General features: G+C 70.9%; 19 protein-coding genes. 8 read left to right on the top strand and 11 right to left on the bottom strand.

The window, feature by feature from the left end; genetic code table 11:
- Nucleotides 1-5: 5 nt before the first annotated feature.
- Nucleotides 6-1,586 carry a bifunctional aminoglycoside phosphotransferase/ATP-binding protein gene (locus BM272_RS01795; RefSeq protein WP_093427036.1) on the top strand — a complete coding sequence of 527 codons (1,581 nt, stop codon included), beginning with the start codon at nt 6-8 and terminating at the stop codon, nt 1,584-1,586.
- A gap of 14 nt (nt 1,587-1,600) precedes the next feature.
- Here the strand turns inward: BM272_RS01795 and BM272_RS01790 are convergent, their stop codons facing one another.
- The 7 genes from BM272_RS01790 to BM272_RS01760 form a co-directional block, all read right to left on the bottom strand.
- Nucleotides 1,601-2,905, bottom strand: coding sequence for a diguanylate cyclase domain-containing protein (locus BM272_RS01790; RefSeq protein WP_093427035.1), 1,305 nt, complete (start codon nt 2,903-2,905; stop codon nt 1,601-1,603).
- A gap of 95 nt (nt 2,906-3,000) precedes the next feature.
- Nucleotides 3,001-4,071 (bottom strand): lipoyl protein ligase domain-containing protein, encoded by a 1,071-nt coding sequence (locus tag BM272_RS01785; protein ID WP_093427034.1) that lies wholly within the window; start codon nt 4,069-4,071, stop codon nt 3,001-3,003.
- Between the two features lie 4 nt (nt 4,072-4,075).
- Entirely contained in the window at nt 4,076-4,561 is a 486-nt protein-coding gene (locus BM272_RS01780; RefSeq protein ID WP_093427033.1) for a GIY-YIG nuclease family protein, read from the bottom strand.
- Nucleotides 4,558-5,550, bottom strand: a complete 993-nt coding sequence (locus BM272_RS01775) for a zinc-dependent alcohol dehydrogenase family protein (RefSeq protein ID WP_093427032.1) — start codon at nt 5,548-5,550, stop codon at nt 4,558-4,560. The genes BM272_RS01780 and BM272_RS01775 overlap by 4 nt, the downstream gene beginning before the upstream one ends.
- Nucleotides 5,547-5,861, bottom strand: coding sequence for a hypothetical protein (locus BM272_RS01770; protein WP_093427031.1), 315 nt, complete (start codon nt 5,859-5,861; stop codon nt 5,547-5,549). Before BM272_RS01770 ends, BM272_RS01775 begins: the two co-directional genes overlap by 4 nt.
- Nucleotides 5,862-5,955: 94 nt before the next feature.
- The gene (locus tag BM272_RS01765) at nt 5,956-6,591 is read right to left on the bottom strand and encodes a class I SAM-dependent methyltransferase (protein WP_093427030.1); all 636 of its coding nucleotides are present in this window, start codon (nt 6,589-6,591) and stop codon (nt 5,956-5,958) included.
- A complete protein-coding gene (locus tag BM272_RS01760) occupies nt 6,588-7,910 on the bottom strand; it encodes an MFS transporter (RefSeq protein WP_240307973.1) in 1,323 nt (440 codons plus the stop codon). The genes BM272_RS01765 and BM272_RS01760 overlap by 4 nt, the downstream gene beginning before the upstream one ends.
- Before the next feature lie 243 nt (nt 7,911-8,153).
- On the opposite strand from BM272_RS01760, the gene BM272_RS01755 reads away from it, so the two are divergent.
- The 7 genes from BM272_RS01755 (at nt 8,154) to BM272_RS01725 (ending at nt 15,034) form a co-directional block, all read left to right on the top strand.
- Complete coding sequence (locus tag BM272_RS01755) at nt 8,154-8,657, top strand: gamma-glutamylcyclotransferase family protein (RefSeq protein WP_093427029.1); 504 nt, start codon at nt 8,154-8,156, stop codon at nt 8,655-8,657.
- An 89-nt stretch (nt 8,658-8,746) separates the two neighbouring features.
- Nucleotides 8,747-9,718 (top strand): AAA family ATPase, encoded by a 972-nt coding sequence (locus tag BM272_RS01750; RefSeq protein ID WP_093427028.1) that lies wholly within the window; start codon nt 8,747-8,749, stop codon nt 9,716-9,718.
- Between the two features lie 6 nt (nt 9,719-9,724).
- The gene (locus BM272_RS01745) at nt 9,725-10,711 is read left to right on the top strand and encodes a DUF58 domain-containing protein (protein WP_093427027.1); all 987 of its coding nucleotides are present in this window, start codon (nt 9,725-9,727) and stop codon (nt 10,709-10,711) included.
- Nucleotides 10,708-11,205: a DUF4381 family protein gene (locus BM272_RS01740; protein ID WP_093427026.1), complete on the top strand. Its 498-nt coding sequence runs from the start codon at nt 10,708-10,710 to the stop codon at nt 11,203-11,205. The genes BM272_RS01745 and BM272_RS01740 overlap by 4 nt, the downstream gene beginning before the upstream one ends.
- Nucleotides 11,202-12,230, top strand: a complete 1,029-nt coding sequence (locus BM272_RS01735) for a VWA domain-containing protein (protein WP_093427025.1) — start codon at nt 11,202-11,204, stop codon at nt 12,228-12,230. The genes BM272_RS01740 and BM272_RS01735 overlap by 4 nt, the downstream gene beginning before the upstream one ends.
- On the top strand, nt 12,227-13,594 hold the full coding sequence (locus BM272_RS01730) for a tetratricopeptide repeat protein (protein ID WP_093427024.1): 1,368 nt from the start codon (nt 12,227-12,229) through the stop codon (nt 13,592-13,594). The genes BM272_RS01735 and BM272_RS01730 overlap by 4 nt, the downstream gene beginning before the upstream one ends.
- A gap of 360 nt (nt 13,595-13,954) precedes the next feature.
- Nucleotides 13,955-15,034, top strand: coding sequence for a 3-deoxy-7-phosphoheptulonate synthase (locus tag BM272_RS01725; RefSeq protein ID WP_093427023.1), 1,080 nt, complete (start codon nt 13,955-13,957; stop codon nt 15,032-15,034).
- A gap of 222 nt (nt 15,035-15,256) precedes the next feature.
- On the opposite strand, the gene lysS is transcribed toward BM272_RS01725, so the two are convergent.
- From lysS to BM272_RS01705, 4 genes are all read right to left on the bottom strand, one after another.
- Nucleotides 15,257-16,789: a lysine--tRNA ligase gene (gene lysS, locus BM272_RS01720; RefSeq protein WP_093427022.1), complete on the bottom strand. Its 1,533-nt coding sequence runs from the start codon at nt 16,787-16,789 to the stop codon at nt 15,257-15,259.
- A gap of 50 nt (nt 16,790-16,839) precedes the next feature.
- Nucleotides 16,840-17,941 (bottom strand): peptide chain release factor 2 gene (prfB, locus tag BM272_RS01715; RefSeq protein WP_143613100.1). Its coding sequence is split into 2 segments (ribosomal slippage): nt 16,840-17,865 and nt 17,867-17,941, totalling 1,101 coding nucleotides; the frame shifts between segments, so codons are not numbered across the junction.
- 71 nt (nt 17,942-18,012) lie between these two features.
- Nucleotides 18,013-18,336 carry a hypothetical protein gene (locus tag BM272_RS01710; RefSeq protein WP_093427020.1) on the bottom strand — a complete coding sequence of 108 codons (324 nt, stop codon included), beginning with the start codon at nt 18,334-18,336 and terminating at the stop codon, nt 18,013-18,015.
- Between the two features lie 58 nt (nt 18,337-18,394).
- Nucleotides 18,395-19,405, bottom strand: a complete 1,011-nt coding sequence (locus tag BM272_RS01705; RefSeq protein WP_093427019.1) for a hypothetical protein — start codon at nt 19,403-19,405, stop codon at nt 18,395-18,397.
- Nucleotides 19,406-19,409: the final 4 nt, after the last annotated feature.

Here is a 19,409-nt window from a genome sequence, read left to right as displayed (position 1 = left end):
CCACCATGAGCGAGACCCCGGCCTGGTTACGGGCACTGGAGGAACCGGCCCGCTTCCCCCATCCGGTGGAGGAGGTGGAGCTCATCGAGACCCACATCTCCTGGGTCCTTCTGGCCGGCGACTACGCCTACAAGTTCAAGAAGCCGGTGAACCTCGGCTTCGTCGACTTCAGTGCCCTCCATCTGCGGCGGTATTACTGCCGCGAGGAGCTCCGCCGCAATCGGCCCCTGGCCGGGGACCTCTACGAGGCCGTGATCACCCTGTGCGGCGAACCGGAAGACCCGGTCCTGGGGCCCGACGAGGACGGCGTGGAGGCCTTCGAATACGGCGTCCGCATGCGCCGCTTCGACGAGTCCGAGCGGCTGGACCACGCCCTGGCCGACGGCCGCCTGGAGGCTGCCGAGCTCGAGGATTTCGCCGAGCGCCTGGCCCGCTACCACGCCGAGACCGCGGTGGCCGACAACGACACCACCTGGGGAACGCCCGAGGCCGTCGCCGCGCCCGCGCGGGACAACCTGACCACTCTCCGCCGCACGGTGGATGCGGACGACCCGGGCCACCCCCACCTCAAGGCCGTGACCGCCTGGACCGAGCAGGCCCACCACCGCCTCTCCCCCGTCTTCGCCCGCCGCCGGGCCGAGGGCGCGGTGCGTGAGTGCCATGGCGATCTCCATCTGGGGAACATGGCCCGGGTGGAGGGCCGGGTCATCGCCTTCGACTGCATCGAGTTCAATCCGGCCTTCTACTGGATCGACACCATGAACGAGGTCGCCTTCCTCGCCATGGACACCCGGGATCGCGGCCGTCCGGACCTCGGTCGCCGTGCCCTGAACCGCTACCTGGAGCATACCGGCGATTTCAGCGGCCTGGCCGTCTTCGACTACTACCAGGTCTACCGCGCCCTGGTCCGCGCCAAGGTGGCCGCCATCCGGGTCGACCAGGAGACGGGCGAGGCCGCGGACGCGGCCCGGGCCGAGATGGAGGAATACTTAGGGCTGGCGGACACCCTGACCCGACCCCGCCAGCCCTGGCTGGCCATTACCCACGGCCTCTCCGGTTCCGGGAAGAGCCACGCCAGCGGGGCCCTCGTCGCCGCCACCGATGCCATCCGCCTGCGCTCCGACGTGGAGCGCAAGCGTCTCCACGGACTCCCGCCGGACGCGGAGACCGGAGCAGGGGTGGATGCCGGGATCTATACCGCGGCGGCCTCGGAGCGGACCTACGAACACCTCCTCGCCCGGGCGGAGGAGCTGCTGGAGGCCGGCTGGCCGGTGGTAGTCGATGCCACCTTCCTCACCGCCGACCGCCGCGCCCCCTTCCGCGCCCTGGCCCGGCGGCGCGGCTGGCCCTTCGCGGTCCTTGAGCTGGAGGCACCGGAGGCGGTGCTGAGGGAGCGGATCACCGCCCGGGCCGAGGCCGGGGGCGACGCCTCGGAGGCGGATACGTCGGTCCTGGAGGCCCAGCTCCAGCGACGGGAACCACCGGCGGAAGACGGTGGCGAGGACGTGGTCCGGATCGATGCCACCCGGCCGATTGACGGGCGGGAGCTACTTCAGCGCATCCTCCCGCAGGAGGCCGGGGGGTAACAGCGCGCAGGGAGTCACGCCGAGCTGGCGCCGGATTCGCCGGGCTCCGCCCCTTCCTGCATCCCCGAACGGGCGGAGGGCTTGCGCCTCATCCCCGGGGCGAAGAACTGGCGCCGGTTACGGCCGCGGCCCTTGGCCTCGTACATCGCCGCATCCGCCTCGGCGAGTAGCTCCTCGGGATCCTGCCACCCGTCCAGGACCATGCGGATCCCGATGCTGGCCGAGAGCCGCAGGGCCACACCCTCCACCTCCACGGGCTCGTTGGCCGACTCCAGCAGGCAGGCCACCACGCGCTCCACGCCCCGGTGCCCCTGGACCCCCTCCAGGATGAGGACGAACTCGTCCCCACCCATGCGGCCCACCGTATCGGCCCCGCGCACACAGATGGAGAAACGCTGGGCCAGGATCTCCAGCAGGGCATCGCCGGTGGCGTGGCCGAGGTCATCGTTGATGGGCTTGAAACCGTCCAGGTCCAGGTAGATGACCGCCACGTTGGTACCATCGCGCTGCGCAGCGGCCAGGGCGTGCTCCAGGCGGTCCAGGATGAGGGCGCGATTGGGCAGGCCGGTGAGCGGGTCGTGGTAGGCCATCCGCGCCAGTCGGGCCTGGTCCTGCTTCACCGCGGTGATATCGGAGAAGACGCCGACGTAGTTGACCACCTCGCCGGCCTCGTCAGGGACGGCCGTGATGGTCAGCCACTCCGCATAGGCCGTCCCGTCCTTGCGCCGGTTCCAGATCTCCCCCTCCCAGCGCCCCTGTTGCTTGAGTCGGCCCCACAGCTCGGCGTAGAAGGCCGGACCCTGGCGGCCGGAGCTGAGGATACTGGGATTGTGGTCGATAACCTCGTCCCGGCGGTACCCCGTGACCTCCTCGAAGGCCGGATTCACATCCACGATACGGGCCCGCGCGTCGGTGACCATGATCCCCTGCCCCGAATGGGCGAAGACGGCATCGGCCAGACGCAGGCGATCGGCGGCGCCGCCCGCCGCCGCGACATCGCCGATGCTGACCAGCCAGCCCTCATCGGGCCCCAGCGGGGTCGCGCGCAGGGTCGCGGTAAAGCCCCCGTAGGCCTCCCGCACGGTGCAGCGCAGGGATCGACGGGCGCCCGCCTCCAGCCATTCGGCGGTCCCGGCGCCCCGGGGACACTCGAGGAGGTCCCCGATGAGCTCGCCGACGAGCCGGGAGGGGTCGGAGGCGTGGAAGAGCCGGGCGGCAGCCTCGGAGACGTGACGGATGCGCGCTGCCGGGTCGAGGAGGACCAGGGGGCAGGCCACCTCTTCGAGGAGGTCGACGGCACTGGGAGCGGGGAACGGCATGCATCCAGAGTAGCACCGACCTCTCGCGGGCCAAACCTGGGGGTCGGTTGCGCATCCGCTCCGGCCGGGAGATTTAACCGGGCTGTGACATTCCGTCAGCGATGGAGCGCGGCGAGTATGGCGGCTCCCACATCCTCGGGTCCCACGCCGGGAATATCCAGTCCCAGGCGATCCATTGCTTCCGCCACCGCGGCCGTTAACGCCTCCTCTGCCAGGGGCTGGTCGTGCAGGGCCCTGGCCAGATCGTCCATGCCCTCCTCCGGGAAGACCGTGAAATCCCCGGAGAGGCCGAGTTCCGCGATATGGTCGTCCTTCTCCAGCAGGCGCGCCCGGATCAGCCCGCCCTCGGCCTTGTGGGCCCCCTCGGTGAGATGGGTCCCGGCGGCGATCTTCACGCCCTCCTCCACGAACTTGCGGCCCTGCTGCCAGGTCCACTCCGGGTCCTGGAGTTCGTGCTCCTGCTCGGTGATGCTCGCCTGCTCCTGCGCCCCCGGCTCATCCAGCTCCGGCGTCACCTCCAGGGTGGCGGCCACCTCCTCGAGGAAGGTGTCCCGCACCGCTTCCCGCTCCGGCCGTTCCCCCAGTTCCCGCTGGAAGGTGGTGATGTAGTCGGCCATGCCGGAGCGCAGCTTGTCCCGGAACTTCTCCGAGGGCACGCGCAGGCTCCGGGCCATGGACTCCACGTCGAAGTCGAACATGAAGCTGCCCACCATGACCGTGGCATCACCGATGGTGGCCGCCCCGGTGCCGCCGATCTTGCGGCCGTCCACGTGGATGTCGTTGACGGGGCGGAAGGTTGCCGGGATCCCGAAGCGGCGATAGGTACGCAATACCGGCTCGATGTAGTGGACGTAGATGTCCGCGACGAAGCGCGGAGCCTTCCCGGAGGGATAGATGAAGTGGAAGAAGAGCTGGTCGCGATCCAGATAGACCGCCCCGCCCCCGACGTGGCGGCGAATGATGGGCAGGCCCTGCTCCTGGCACCAGTCCTGATCCACCTCCAGGCCGATATCCTGGTGGAGGCCCACGCAGACGTAGGGATCCTCGGGGTTGACCAGGGTCACCACGGGGTCGTCATCCGGTCCCATGGCATGGGCCACGCCGTGGTAGACCGCCTGGGAGCGATAGGCCGGCTGGAAGCCGAAGTCGAGGACACGCAGTCGCATGGGATCAGGGCTCTCCGTCGGGTTTTCGGGAATCGTCTTCCCCCGCCCAGGCCGCAAGAGGCCCGTGACGGGGGGCTCGACGCATGATTCGGCCCCGGAAATCCTCCAGCGACGGGATGGATGCCAGCCGCAGGAGGTGGGTCGCGCCGGGTCGGTCGGAGGCGCCGAAGCCGGTCACAGCGGGTTCGGCGCCGGGCAGCGCGGCGGCCACCCGCGCCCAGAGGGCCTCGCGCCGGCGCCGGTCCGTGGTGTACCAGAGGACGACGGGCTGCCGCGGCTGGAGATAGTCCAGGTGCCAGCGGCGTTTCCCCGGCCCCTCCCAGTGGCGCACCACCCGGCTGCACAGAGCCCCCGGGCCGAAGGCGCTGCCGACATAGAGGTACTGACCACCCGCAAGCTCCACGGCACCGAGGGCCCCTACCGTATACGCCCCGGGCTCCAGGCGGAAGATGAAGGCGTAGGTCCCCGGCTCCGACGGCGGGCGGCTCATGGACGCAGGATCAGCTTGCCCTGCATGCCGCCGGACTCCAGCCGCCGGTGGGCCTCGACCACCTGTTCCAGGGCGAGGCTCTCCGCGAGTTCCACCCGCAGTTCTCCGCTGGCCAGCCACCGGGCGCACTGGTCCAGGATCTCGCCCTGATGGTCCAGCGCCTCGGTCAGCCCCCGTAGTTGCGGCGTCAGCATGAGCTCGAAGGAGAGGCGCAGATTGCGCGTGCGCGCCTCGGTGAGATCCACCTCGCCCGGATCGAGCAGGGTCACCAGGTCGCCGTAGTAGGCCACCGCCTCCACGGTTCGCCGCCAGGTGGCACCGCCCACGGTATCCAGGGCGACCTCGACGCCCCGTCCCTCCGTCCAGGCCAGAGTGGCATCGACGAAGTCGCGCTCGGTATAGACGATGATCTCCTCCGCCCCGAGTCCGGCGACAAAGCCGAGATGGTTCCGACTGCCCACCGTGGTCGCGACCCGCGCCCCCTGCAGGCGCGCGAGCTGGATAGCCACATGGCCGACCCCGCCGGCGCCGGCGTGGACCAGGAGGGTCTGACCGGCCTGCAGGCGGGCGCGGTCGAAGAGGGATTCCCAGGCGGTGATGGCCACCAGGGGGGCGGCCGCGGCGGTCTCGAAGTCCACCGAGTCGGGCAGTGGCCGGGTGCGGGCGGCGTCCAGCACGGCGAATTCGGCGTAGGTACCCGGCGCCGACCCCAGGCCACCATGGCAGAAGAAGATGCGATCCCCCACGGCGCGTTCGGTCACCCCCTCGCCCACCTCGACGATCTCCCCGGCGGCATCGCAGCCGGGAATGAAGGGCAACCCCTCGGCGAACATGGGCCCCTTCTGGCGGACCTTGGTATCCACCGGATTGACCCCGGCCGCCCGGATGGCGACCTTCACCTGGCCCGGGCGCTCGATGAGGGGGTCGGGGACCTCCTCGTAGCGAAGCTGCTCCGGGCCTCCCGGTTCATGGATGCGAACCGCCCTCATGTCGACTCTCCCTCCGCCCGGAAATCCCGCTCCAGTAACTCCCGCGCCAGGGCCTCCCATTCGGCCTCCAGGGACCCCTTCTCGGGCGTTCGGCCGGCGCGGCGGTACCAGTAGGCCGCATTGCCGGCATCCCCCTCGACGCGATGGAGGTGGGCGTGGACCCGCGCCGCATCCGCCCCGCCGGCCTCCTGCACGGTGGCGTGGGCCCCGTGCCAGTCGCCCCGCCCCTGCTGCCACAAGGCCCGGAGCGCGGGCGGCAGGTCCGGCGGCTCATCCGCGGCCAGCAGCTGCTGGAACTCGGCGTAGTCCATGGCACCTCCCGAAGCGCGTCATCTCCCGGTAAAGAAGAGTAAACACCGTGTACAGCCCCTTCAATCCACGCCCAATGGGGCTATTCCACGGGGCCTATTCGGGACGCCGGAACAGGAAGGCATCCCGGGCCACCGCCTCGAATCCCAGGCCGTGTCGGCGGGCCAACCACTCCAGCGTCTGTCGGGAGAAGAAGGCGACGTGGGTGGGATCATCCTTGTAGCGCCAGGTGGCGAAGCGCTCGGCGTTGATGACCAGCTGGGTCATGAGGCCCAGCCAACCACCCGGGCGCAGGCGCCGGAGGAGACATTCCAGGGTCCGTCCCGGGTCGTGGAGGTGCTCCACTACCTCGGTGGCGGTGATGAAGTCGTAGTCGGCCGCCAGGACACTGGCCTCATCGGCGTAGAGGGGATCGTAGAGGCTCATCTCGTAGCCACGCTCCCGCCCCATGGCGGCCAGGGCGGGCCCGGGGCCGCAGCCGAAGTCGAGCCCCCGCGCCGGCGGCGGGCAGCGTTCGGCCAGGGGCTCGAACAGCCGGCCCAGGAAGCGGCGGTAGCCGGGGTCGTCGGGGTGGTTCTCGTGGCGATCGTATTCCGCCCGCTCCTCCGCCGGGTCGGGCCGCTGGTCCGGGGGAACGCTGACCAGCTCGCAGGCCCGGCAGCGCCAGTAGCTGCGGCGGCGGTCCCGGCCGAACAGGCTCAGGTGGACGCCGCCGCAGAGGGGGCAGTTCATGCCCGGCTCCCCTCCGGCTCGCCCTCTTCCTCCGGATGGTCCGCCTGGAAGGGCTCCTCCTCGTCGTCCATCTCGGCGGTGTATTCCAGCTCCGACTCGTCGGAACGCGGGTCCAGCTCCGCCGCGGCCTGGGTGGTCCGCACCATGGGCATGTAGTCGCCCTGGTCCTCCAGCGGGATATGGGGGCTGACGTGCATGCGGCGGAAGGCATAGGCCGCCAGCAGCGCCAGGATAACGGCGAAGAAGAAGAGCAGCGCCTGGGAACCGAATCGCTCCATGATCAGGCCGGCCACCAGCGGCCCGGCCACGGCGCCGCCCCCGTGGACCAACAGCAGCGCCTGGGTCGCCTCCAGCACGCCCCCCTCGTGGAGGTGGTCGTTCATGTGGGCCACGGAGAGGCCGTAGACGGTGAACATGACCCCGCCGTAGAGGAAACTGGCCAGGACGATGGCGCCCTGGCCGAAGAAGGTCGCTGCGAACAGCGCCAGGGCCAGCACCGAACCGGTAACCCCCACCCCGGCGATGACGCTCCGCCGGTCGAGCTGATCCGAGAGGTGACCGATGGGGATCTGCAGCAGCGCCCCGCCCAGGATGGTCGCGGCCATGAAGGTCGCCACGCCCATCTTGTCCAGACCGATCCCGCTGGCGAAGACCGGCCCCATGCCCCAGAAGGCGGCGTAGGCGAGCCCCGAAAAGAAGGCCCCGGCGACCCCCAGGGGCGAGATGCTGACCAGATGGCGCAGACCCAGGGTGGGAGTCTCCAGAGGCGTGGGCTCGCGCAGCCGGGTCAGCGCCACCGGGACCAGGGCCAGGGAGATGAGGATCGTCACCAGGCCGAAGGGGACGAAGGTGCTCACGTCCCCCGCCAGGAGCAGGAACTGCCCCCCGGCCAGGGCCAGCAGGGTGATGGTCATGTAGAGGGCGAAGACCTGGCCCCGGGTGTTACTGGTGGACTGCTCCCCCAGCCAGCTCTCAATGACCATGTAGATCCCGACGAAGGCCGCCCCGGTGATGAGTCGCAGGAACATCCAGGCGACCGGATCGGGAAACATGGCGTGGAGGATGCCGGTAGTGGAGGCCACGGCGGCGAAGGCGGCGAAGGCGCGGACGTGGCCCACCCGGCGCACGATCCCCGGTGCCCCGTAGGTCCCCACGATGAAGCCGGCGAAGTAGGCGGCCATGATGAGGCCGATGGTGGATTGCGAGACGCCGTCCATGCTCGCGCGCACGCCCAGCGCCGTTCCCAGCAGGCCGCCCCCCACCAGGAGCAGCCCGATCCCCATCAGGAGGGTATAGATGGAATACGCCAGCCTGAACAATTCGCTCCTTCATGATCACGCCCGTGGCGTGCACCGTGTTGTCGATCCCGCCGTCCCCGACGGCCCCGCAGTCGCCCCTTCACGACCAACCATGGCAATTGTCAAGGGGCGGCGCAATATGCCCCCGCAGCGCCCCGCTGTCCAGCCCCGCAGAGCTCTTTTTTACACCCTTGATTGCAACCCCGCCTCGGGCCATCCTCGCGCCCTCTCGATCGCCACACCATCACCGGGGGGAGGCCCCCTATGACGCCCTATTTCGCCTACGGTTCGAACATGCTTACCGCCCGCCTCCGGGCCCGGGTCCCCTCGACCCGACCGGTGGGCCCGGCCCGCCTGGACGACCACGCGCTGGCCTGGCACATGGCCGGCCCGGACGGCTCCGCCAAGTGCGACATCGTCACCACGCCCGGCGCGATGGTCCACGGCGTCCTTTTCCGGTTCGACGACGAGGAGCTGCCCCTGCTGGATGCGGCCGAGGGGCTGGGCCACGGCTACGACCGCGAAACGATCTCGGTGACCACCCCGGAGGGCGAGGCCATTGCCGCCCTGGCCTATCGCGCCCTGGTCCACGACCCCGAGCGCTCGCCGTATGACTGGTACAAGGGGTTCGTGGTGGCCGGGGCCCGGGAACACGGCCTGCCGGACGACTACGTGGCCCGGCTCGAGGCCGTGCCGGCCACCCCCGACCCCGACCCGGAGCGGGCCGCGGCCAATTTTGCCCTGCAGGACGACCCCTCCCCCGCATAGGGCGGTGCGCCCTCGCCGTGCCATACTGGGAGGCCAGCGAGACGGCCGCGACCACCGAAAGCGGCACCGGAAAATCAGGGGATACGCGCATGTCCGTACGCGAGGCCATCCAGACCGTCCGCGACCACCTGAAACAGGACGTCATCGGCCAGGAGGAGCTGGTCAACCGGCTCCTCATCGCCCTGCTCGCCGATGGCCACCTCCTGGTGGAGGGAGCACCCGGCCTGGCCAAGACCCGGGCCGTGAAGGCGCTGGGCGACCTGGTGGAGGGGGACTTCCACCGGATCCAGTTCACCCCCGATCTGCTGCCCGCCGACCTTACCGGCACCGAGGTCTTCCACCCGGACAGCGGCACCTTCGCCTTCCAGTACGGCCCCATCTTCCACAACCTGCTGCTGGCCGACGAGGTGAACCGCGCCCCGGCCAAGGTCCAGTCGGCGCTGCTGGAGGCCATGGCCGAGCATCAGGTGACCATCGGCCACCAGACCTATCCCCTGCCCGACCTCTTCCTGGTCATGGCCACCCAGAATCCGGTGGAGACCGAGGGGACCTACGCCCTCCCCGAGGCGCAGCTGGACCGCTTCCTCATGCACGTGCGCATCGACTTCCCCGGCAAGGGTGCCGAGCAGCGCATCCTGGAGCTGGCCCGCCAGGAGGCGCGCCGCAACGCCGAGCACACCGAGGTCACTCCGCCGCCGACCATCAGCCAGGAGACCGTCTTCGCCGCCCGCGCCGAGGTCCTTTCCCTCTACATGAGCCCGGAGGTGGAGGACTACCTCCTGCGCCTGATGCTGGCGACCCGACAGGCCGGGGAGCTGGGCGAGGAGCTGGGCCACTGGGTCCGTTTCGGCGCCAGCCCGCGGGGAACCATCGCCCTGGATCGCTGCGCCCGGGCCCATGCCTGGCTGGCCGGCCGCGAGCACGTCACGCCCACGGACATCCAGCGCGTGGCCCACGACGTGCTACGCCACCGCCTGGTCCTCTCCTTCGAGGCGGAGGCCTCGGGCATCGACAGCGACCGGGTCATCGACGAGCTCCTCCGCCGCGTCCGCGCCACCTGAGGCCCCATGTCCTGGCTGGACGCCCTGCGCCGCAGACTCCCCCGAAGGCGGGCCCCGGCCGAGCCGGAGGGGCCCTCGCCGGTCCACGTGCGCCGCACCGACCTCCTCGCCCTGCAGCCCCTGGCCGCCCGCCTGGCGCTGGGCCGGCGCCGACCCCCCGGACGAACCCGGGTGGGCCTGCACACCTCCCGGGTCCGCGGTCGCGGCCTGGACTTCGAGGAGGTCCGCCCCTACCAGGCCGGAGATGACCTGCGGCTGGTGGAGTGGAAGGTCACCGCCCGCACCGGCCGTCCCTACACCAAGGTCTTTCGGGAAGAGCGCGAGCGGCCGCTGCACCTGGTGGTGGACTTCCGCCGCTCCATGCGCTTCGGCACCCGCTCGGTCTTCAAGTCGGTCCTGGCGGCCCGGGTCGCCACCCTGCTCGCCTGGGCGGCCATCCACGACGGCGACCGGGTGGGCCTGACCGTGGCAACCGACCGCGGCCACGTGGACCTCCCCCCCGGGGGCGGCAAGCGGGGGATCCTCCGCGTAATCCGGGTGCTGGCCGAGGCCCATGCCACCGAACCGGACCCGGAGATCGAACCGCCGGGCATGACGCCACTGTTCGAGCACCTGCTGCGCCGGGTCTCCACCGGCACCGCCCTGGTGCCCATCAGCGATTTCCAGGGGCTGGACGACAACGCCCAGCGCCTGCTGGGACTGCTGGCACGGCGCACCGACCTCTTCGGGGTCTTCCTCTACGACCCGCTGGAGACCGAGGCGCCCCCGGCGGCGCGCTACCCGGTCACCGACGGCGTCCGCCGCGGCACCCTGGACTTCACCGACCCCGCCTACCGCCGTCAGCACCACGCCGCCTTCGAGGCGCGGGCGGCGGCGGTGCGGGCCGCCTTCGTGGAACGGGGCGCCCACCTGCTGCGCCTGTCCACCGAGCACGACCTGGGGGACAGCGTGCGGCGCCTGCTCCATGCCCGCGGCCAGGGGCGCAGCGCATGAGCACCGCCGAACTCCTGACGCGCCTGCGCGACGTCCACGCCCCGCCGCCGGTCGCCTGGTGGCCGCCGGCAATCGGCTGGTGGTGGCTCGCCGGGGGCCTCCTCCTGGCGCTGGGACTGCTTGTCCTCGCCAGCTGGCTGTGGCGCCGCGGGCGACAGCGGCGAGAACTCCTGCGCGCCCTGCGCCGGCTCCACCGCCAGCCCCCCGAGGACGACTCCCAGCGTGCCCGGGAGCTGGCCGCCCTCAACACCCTCCTCAGGCGCCGCGCACTCGCCCTGGCGCCCGCGGAGGAGGTCGCCGGGCTGACCGGACTGGCGTGGCTCCACTTCCTGGACAATACCCTGGAGGCGCGCACCTTCAGCGAGGGTCCGGGCCGGATCCTGCTGGATGCCCCCTACCGGCCGACGGTGGAAGCAGGTGACTATGACCGGGAGGCCCTCTTCCGGTTGGCCGAGCGGTGGCTGCGCCACGCGCGGCGGAGGAAGCGGCGATGAGCGGACTCCTCGAGACCCTGCGGCTGGGTCCGTCAGGGCTGGCCGCGCCCTGGGCCCTGCTTCTGCTGCCCCTGCCGTGGCTGGTCCGCCGACTCCTGCCGCCGGCGGCCCCGAGTGGCACGGCGGTCTGGGTCCCCTTCTTCGACGAGTCGCGCCATCCGCCCCGGCACGGCGGCGGGGCCCGCCGGCGGCGATTCGCGGCCCTGGTCCTGTGGCTCCTGGTGGTCCTGGCGGCGAGCCAGCCGGTGGCGATGGAGCGCACCGCCACCACCGTGGAGGGGACGGCGCGCAACCTGGTCATCGGACTGGATATCTCGGTAAGCATGCTTACCCGGGACATGGGCGGCGGCGAGCGCGGCCCCACCCGGCTGACCATCGCCCGGGATCGGCTGGCCGAATTCATCGCCCGCCGGGAGGGGGACCGGCTGGGCCTCATCGTCTTCGGCGGGCGCGCCTACCCCCTGGTGCCCCTGACCCACGACCACGCCGGTCTGGCCGCCATGCTCGAGGGCCTGGACGTCGGCCTGGCCGGAACGACGACCAATATCGGGGCGACCATCGCCCTGGCAGCAGCCCGGGCCGACGCCGCCAGCGGCGCCCAGCGGGTCCTGCTCCTGCTCACCGATGGCGCCCACACCGCCCCGGGGATCCCGGTGGACACCGCCCTGGACCGGGCCGTGGAGAAGGGCCTGCGGATCCATACGGTCGGGATCGGGGCCAGTGAAGAGGGAGGCACACCCATCGATCCCATGCGCGATCTGGACGAGCCGCTGCTCCGGCGCATCGCCGAACGCACCGGCGGCCGCTACTTCCCCGCCGCCGACCCCGACGCCCTGACCGATCTCCTCGCCACGGTGGACGAGCTGGAGCCGGTGGCGGACCGGCGGCGGGTGGTTCGAACCACCCCGCTCTACCCGTTCCCGCTGGGCCTCGCCCTCCTCGGCTCCGCCGTGTGGGTGGGCCTCTCCCTGCGCCGTCGCCCTGGCGCCGACGAGACATCCGCCCCCGGGGAGGAGACGCCATGAGCGACTGGCTCTCCCACTGGAGCCTGGCCCGGCCGGAATGGCTCTGGCTGCTCCTGCCCCTGGCCGCCCTTTGGGGGGGCTGGCTCCTGCGCGGCGGCAGCGACTCCCCGTGGCGCGGCGTCATCGAACCCCGGCTCCTCGCCCACCTCACCGGCGGCGAACACCGCGACCGCCGCCGTCTGGCCGCCGGCCTCCTGGCCGCGGGTTGGCTCCTGGCCGTAATCGCCCTCGCCGGCCCCCGCCTGGAGGGCAGCACTACATCGCTCTATCAGCGCACCTCCGCCGCCATGGTGGTTCTGGATCTCTCCACTGCCGGCGCCCCGTCAGAAGAGACCCGGACCGCCCTGCGCGACTGGCTGCGCACCTCGCGGCTCCCCCAGGTGGGCCTGCTGGTTGCCGCGGGGACGGCCCACGAGGTGGTACCGCCGACCCCGGATGCCGCGCTGGTCCGCCGGCAGCTGCGCTGGCTCGCCCCGGATACCATGCCCCGTCCCGGCCGCGACCTCGCCACCGCCCTGGAGCGCGCCGGGGCCGTCCTGGAACGCACCGGGATCGAGAACGGCGCCGTGATCCTGGTCTCCGCCCCCCCGCCCGATCCGGCGGCCGTAACGGCTGCACGACGGCTTATTGAACAGGGAGTCGCCGTCCATCGGGTGGGCCACGGCGGGGAGGCGCCGGCGCTGCGTGACGTCGGCGGCGAGGTCCACGCCGCCGCCGGGCTCGCCGGCCTGGATCCCCTCCCTCGTGGGCCCGGAGCCTTCCGGGACCGCCGCATCGCCGGCGAGGGCACCTCGGCCGCGCCCCTCACGGCCCTGCTGGTGCTGATGGCCCTGGTGGTCGCCCTGGGGGCAAGACGCGGCTGGCTGCTCCTGCTCCCACTGCTGGCCGTTCCGCCGCCCGCTCCCGCCGACCCGTGGCAGACGCCGGACCAGGCCGCCATGGCGGCCTACGAGGCCGGCGACTACCGCGAGGCCGCGGCCCTGTTCGAGGACCCGGAGTGGCGGGGAATGGCGCTCTACCGCGCCGACCGCTGGCTGGATGCCGCCGAGGCCTTTGCCCGGGTGGACCACCCCCGTGCCCACTACAACCGGGGCAATGCCCTCCTGCGGGCCGGCCGCCCCGGCGAGGCCATCGCCGCCTGGGAGACCGCCCTGGATGGCAATCCCGACCTCGAGGATGCCCGCATCAACCGCGACCTGGTGCAGGAATACCTGGATGCCCGCGAGGAGGCGGTCCGCCGCGCCCAGGACCGCGCCGAGGACGAGCGCGAGGCGGTGGACCACCCCGGCCCCCTCCTCCAGGAGGATCCTGCCGGCTTCTGGCGGCGCAAGTTCGAACAGGACCTGCGGCGGCGCGATCCCTGAGGGGCTCCGCTCTCGGGATTCCGGCCTGTCCACGAACAACCAGCTCCGTCATTCCGGGCGGCACGCAGTGCCGACCCGGAAGCCCGAGAACAGGTCGGTAACTCAACTTTAGGGGGGCTTCGTTCTCGAGGTTCCCGCATGCGCGGGAACAACGGGGGTGCAGGAAGCCGGATGTGCCGTCGTTCCGGATAGCGCGTAGCGCCGGTCCGGAGCCCCGAGACAGTTACCCGGACTTGGCACACGGGCCCGAACGGGTTACTCTCGATTTGGACTCAGTCCAAATTCGATCGCCACGGCCCCGATCGGCGTTCAAACGCGCTAGAATGGGCCCATTCGTACCGACGCCAACGCCGAACGCCCATGTCGCACCGAACCGAAGACCTGCGCATTACCAACATCAAGGAAGTCATCTCCCCGGTGCAGCTGCACCAGAGCCTGCCGCTGTCCGACGCGGCGGCGGAGACGGTCTTCGGCTCCCGGGAGGCGATCCACCGCATCCTCACCGGCGAGGACGACCGCCTGCTCGTGATCATGGGGCCCTGCTCCATCCACGACCCCGAGGCGGCCCGGGAGTACGCCGATCGCCTCAAGGCGCTCAAGGAGGAGCTGGCCGAGGACATCGAGCTGGTGATGCGGGTCTACTTCGAGAAGCCGCGGACCACCGTGGGCTGGAAGGGGCTCATCAATGACCCGGATCTCGACGGCAGCTTCCGCATCAACAAGGGGCTGCGGCTCGCTCGCGGTCTGCTCACGGACCTGGCGGAGAAGGGAGTCCCGGCGGCCACGGAGTTCCTGGACCTCATCAGCCCGCAGTACATCGCCGACCTGGTGGCGTGGGGGGCCATCGGCGCCCGGACCACGGAGAGTCAGGTCCACCGCGAGCTGGCCTCCGGCCTCTCCTGCCCGGTGGGCTTCAAGAATGGCACCGACGGCAGCCTGAAGATCGCCATCGACGCCATCCGTTCGGCGGCCCATCCGCACCACTTCATGTCCCTGACCCGGGAGGGGCGCTCGGCCATCTTCTCCACCGCCGGTAACGAAGACACCCACATCATCCTGCGCGGCGGTAACGACGGCCCCAACTACGATGCCGAGCACGTGGCGGCCGCCGCCGCCGAGCTGGATGACGCCGGCCTCCCGTCCCGGCTGATGGTGGACTGCTCCCACGCCAACTCGCGCAAGGACCCCCAGCGCCAGCTGGAGGTCGCCCGGGATGTGGCGGGACAGATCACCGGGGGCGAGAACCGGATCATCGGCCTGATGCTGGAGAGTCACCTGCAGGGCGGAAGGCAGGAGATCAGCGACGACATGGCCTACGGCCAGTCGGTGACCGACGCCTGCCTGGGCTGGGAGGACAGCGTGACCGCTGCCCGGCTACTGGCCGAGGCCGTACGGACTCGCCGCGCCCGCGGCGAGACCCGCGAGGCCGCCAGCACCTGACGGGGCCTTTTCGGAAATGCCGTCGTTCCGGATGGCGCGTAGCGCCAGTCCGGAACGACGGCATTTCCGGCTTCCCGCACCCCCGTCGTTCCCGCGCAGGCGGGAACCTCGAAAGCCTGGCCACCGGAGTCCGGAACGGCCTCTACCGGCCTTTTCTCGGGGTTCCGGACTGGCGCTGCGCGCCATCCGGAACGACGGCCCTACGAACCATCCACTTGAGGATCAGCACTCGCCGCTACTCTCGACTTCTGCATGCGCTCCTGCCTCGACCTGGGGCCGCATGTGCGGGAAGAGCAGGACGTCGCGGATGGAGGCGGCGTCGGTAAAGAGCATCACCAGGCGGTCGATGCCGATCCCCTCGCCGGCCGCCGGAGGCATGCCGTGCTCCAGGGCGGTGACGTAGTCCTGGTCGAAGTACATCGCCTCCTCGTCCCCGGCCTCCTTCTCCTCCACCTGGCGGCGGAAGCGCTCCGCCTGGTCCTCGGCGTCGTTGAGCTCGGAAAAGCCGTTGGCGATCTCCCGGCCGCCGATGAAGAGTTCGAAGCGGTCGGTGATGGAGGGGTCGGCATCGTTGCGCCGGGCCAGCGGTGAGACCTCCGCCGGATAGGCGGTGATGAAGGTGGGCTGGCGCAGCTGGTGCTCCACCCGCTCCTCGAAGATCGTGGTGAGGATCTTGCCCAGCCCCCACTGCTGCCCCACTTCGAGGCCGAACCCGGCCGCGGCCTTTGCCGCCGCCTCGCGGTCGGTGAACACGGCCGCATCCAGCCCCGGCTCGTGGGCGGCCACCGCCTCCGCCATGGTCATGCGGGCGAAGGGGGCGCCGAAGTCGAAGGTCTCGCCCTGCCAGGTGACCTCGCTGGCGCCGTGGACCTCCGTGGCCAGGCGGCGCAGCAGCGCCTCGGTCTGGTCCATGAGGTCGTGGTAGTTGGCGTAGGCCTCGTAGAACTCCAGCATGGTGAACTCGGGGTTGTGGCGCGGCGACAGCCCCTCGTTGCGGAAGTTGCGGTTGATCTCGAAGACCCGCTCGAAGCCGCCCACCAGCAGCCGCTTGAGATAGAGCTCCGGCGCGATGCGCAGGTAGAGCTCCATGTCCAGGGCGTTGTGGTAGGTGACGAAGGGCCGCGCCGCCGCCCCGCCCGGCAGGACCTGCATCATGGGCGTCTCCACCTCCAGGAAGCCGTTCTCCACCAGGAAGTCGCGGATGTGGTGGAGGATGGCGGAGCGCTTGCGAAAGGCCGCGCGACTGGCCTCGTTGGTCATGAGATCCAGGTAGCGCTGGCGGTAGCGGGTCTCCTGGTCGGCCAGGCCGTGGTACTTCTCCGGCGGCGGACGCAGGGCCTTGGTGAGCAGTCGAATATGGTCCACGGCGACGGTGAGCTCGCCGGTCCTGGTGCGGAAGAGCGTCCCCTCCGCCCCGATGATGTCCCCCAGGTCCCACTTCTTGAACTGCTGGTTGTAGAGCCCCTCGGGCAAGCTGTCCCGCTGGACGTAGAGCTGGATCTGTCCGGACTCGTCCTGGACGTGGGCGAAGCTGGCCTTGCCCATGATCCGGCGGGTCATCATCCGGCCGGCAATCGCCACCCGGACCGGCTCCGCCTCCAGCGCCTCCCCCGATGTCTGTTCGTACTCGGCGTGGATCTCGCCGGCCATGACGTTGCGGCGGAAGTCGTTGGGGAAGGTGGCGCCCTCCTGTTCGCGCAGCTCGGCAAGCTTGGCGCGGCGGGCGGCGATCTGCTCGTTCTCTTCGCGGCTCATGGGTCGAGGCGACTCCGCAGTTGATTCGTGGGGCGTGGTTGGTTTCGGGGCTAGAGCCCCTGCTTGAGGCTGGCCTGGATGAAGCCGTCGAGGTCGCCGTCGAGCACGGCCTGGGTATTGCCCACCTCCACGCCGGTACGCAGGTCCTTGATCCGGCCGGAGTCCAGGACGTAGGAGCGGATCTGGCTGCCCCAGCCGATGTCCGACTTGGATTCCTCCTGGGCCAGGCGCTCCTCGTCCTGCTTGCGCTTCTCCATCTCGTAGAGCTTGGCCTTCAGGCCCTCCATGGCGCGCGCCTTGTTCTGGTGCTGGGAGCGCTCGGTCTGGCACTGGACCACGATCCCGGTGGGCAGGTGGGTCAGCCGCACGGCGGAGTCGGTCTTGTTGACGTGCTGCCCGCCGGCGCCGGCAGCGCGGTAGGTATCCACGCGCAGCTCGCCGGGATCCGGCTCCTCGATCTCGATGGTGTCGTCCACCTCGGGATAGACGAAGACCGAGGCGAAGGAGGTATGGCGCCGGTTGCCGGAGTCGAAGGGCGACTTGCGCACCAGCCGGTGGACCCCGGTCTCGGTGCGCAGCCAGCCGTAGGCGTATTCCCCGGAGACCTTCACCGAGGCCGATTTGAGGCCGGTGACGTCGCCCTCGGAGACCTCGATGATCTCGGTATCGAAGCCGCGCCGCTCGGCCCAGCGCAGGTACATCCGCAGGAGCATCTCGGCCCAGTCCTGGGCCTCGGTGCCGCCGGAGCCGGACTGGATATCGAGATAGGCGTTGTGGGAGTCCATGTCGCCGGAGAACATGCGCTGGAATTCCAGCCGCTCCAGCTGCTGCTCGCGCTCGTCCAGGTCGGCAATGACCTGGTCCACGGTCCCCTGATCCTCCTCGGCGGCCGCCATCTCCAGCAGCTCCTCGGCATCCGCCAGGGTGCCGCCGATGGCGTCCATCTCGGAGACGATATTGGCCAGTCGCGCCCGCTCCTTGCCCAGCTCCTGGGCGCGGTCGGGGGTGGACCAGACGGCCGGTTCCTCCAGCTCGCGATCGACCTCGGTCAGGCGTTCCCGCTTGCCCTCGAGGTCAAAGATACCCCCTAAGGGACTCGGCGCGTCCCTGGAGGTCCCGGATCCGGCTGTAGACGGCGTTGAGCTCCTGCATTAACGAACTCCCAAGCGGTTCGACGGTTAAACGGCCATGATACTACAGCCGCCGCCGGCCATGCAGGGCAGTCAGGCCTCGCTGAGTTCGCGGATCACGCCGTGGAGCATGCGGATGGTCAGTACCACGTAGAAGGCGCCGAAGAGGAAGACCAGTGCCACTACCAGCTGCTGGTTGGCCGGCGGCAGCTCCCAGAGGTAGGGCGAGGCGAGAAAGCCGATGCTGAAGAGGACAATGAGCAGCGTCAGCGTCGTCCACCAACGACCCACGGCCCCGGACGCCACGGCCGGGCGCAGGCTCACGGCGAGGAAGAGGCCGTAGAGGATCACCAGGATCGCCGCCAGATTGATGAGCAGCGAGACCTCCTGGCGCATGAGGAGTTCGAACAGGGCCATGTCACACCATCCATGTGCGGAGAACCGGTCGGTACGCTACCGGGGGTCCGGTGCCCGGTCAACCGCCGGCGAGCCGCCCCAGCGAGCAGGGCCGGCGCCAGATCCGGCGGGCACTGCCCCGGGTCAGGTGCACCCCGCCGGCCTCGCCCACCATATCCAGTCCTTGCAGGCGTCCTCGCTGGAGGGCGGTCAGCAGGGGCTCGAACCAGGCGGTCTCCAGCGCCTTCATCACCTCCAGCCAGGCACCGGGGGCGGTGGCCGCGGCATACCTCTCCTCCTCCAGGAGGACGACATGATCGCCGGCTTCCGCGGTGCGCAGGAAGGCGTCGGCATCGGCCGGGGGTTCGCGCAGGTCGGCGCCGGTGGCCCGTGCGCCGCCGCGAGCCGCTGGATGGTCGGCCCAGAGGGTCGAGACCGGTCGCTGCAAGCCGGCGACCCGCCCCTCGCCCCAGAACCAGACGCTGTTCACCGGCGGCAGCCCCCGGGAGGCGCGCCCCTGATTGACGGGATGGTCGTGGAGCGCCATTTGCGTCTCGGCCAGCGCGGCGTTGAAGGTCCGTCCAGCCTCGCCGCCAGGGAGCCCCCGATCCACCGGGCGCCCGGCGACGGCGGGGAGCGGCGTGGTCACCACCGTGGCCGGCTCGGACAGTTCGAGATACCAGCGGTGCGGCAGGGGGGCGGAAAAGATCCAGCCGCGGTCGCCGTGGAGGTCGTTGAGGGCGGCCACCAGCTCCGCCGCTTCTTCCGGCTCCAGTTCCAGCTCCTCCCCCGCGGCATCCATGACCAGGTGGTGGTGGCCGGCGGTGAGGTGGACGGGATCGGCGAAGAGGCGGAATCGGCCATCGTCCTCGCCGGTATCCCCCATATGGGCCAGGGCGGCGAGGCCGGCTCCCTCTCCGAAGAAGCCGGCCAGGAGGGCCTCCGGACTGGAACCGGGCAGCGGCCGGCCGCGAGCCGCCAGGGCCCCCAGGGCGGGGAGCCGCGGGAGGTCGCTGGCGGCCGCCCGCTCGAGACCGGAGACCGGACCGAACAGCGGCGGGACCAGCAGGGGAAGCCGCCGCCCCGCCACGGCC

Origin of the sequence: Thiohalospira halophila DSM 15071 (genome assembly GCF_900112605.1) — a bacterium.
Lineage (GTDB): Bacteria > Pseudomonadota > Gammaproteobacteria > Thiohalospirales > Thiohalospiraceae > Thiohalospira > Thiohalospira halophila.
The sequence above is the reverse complement of the archived record's forward strand: the minus strand, read 5'-3'. Positions and strand labels throughout refer to the sequence as shown.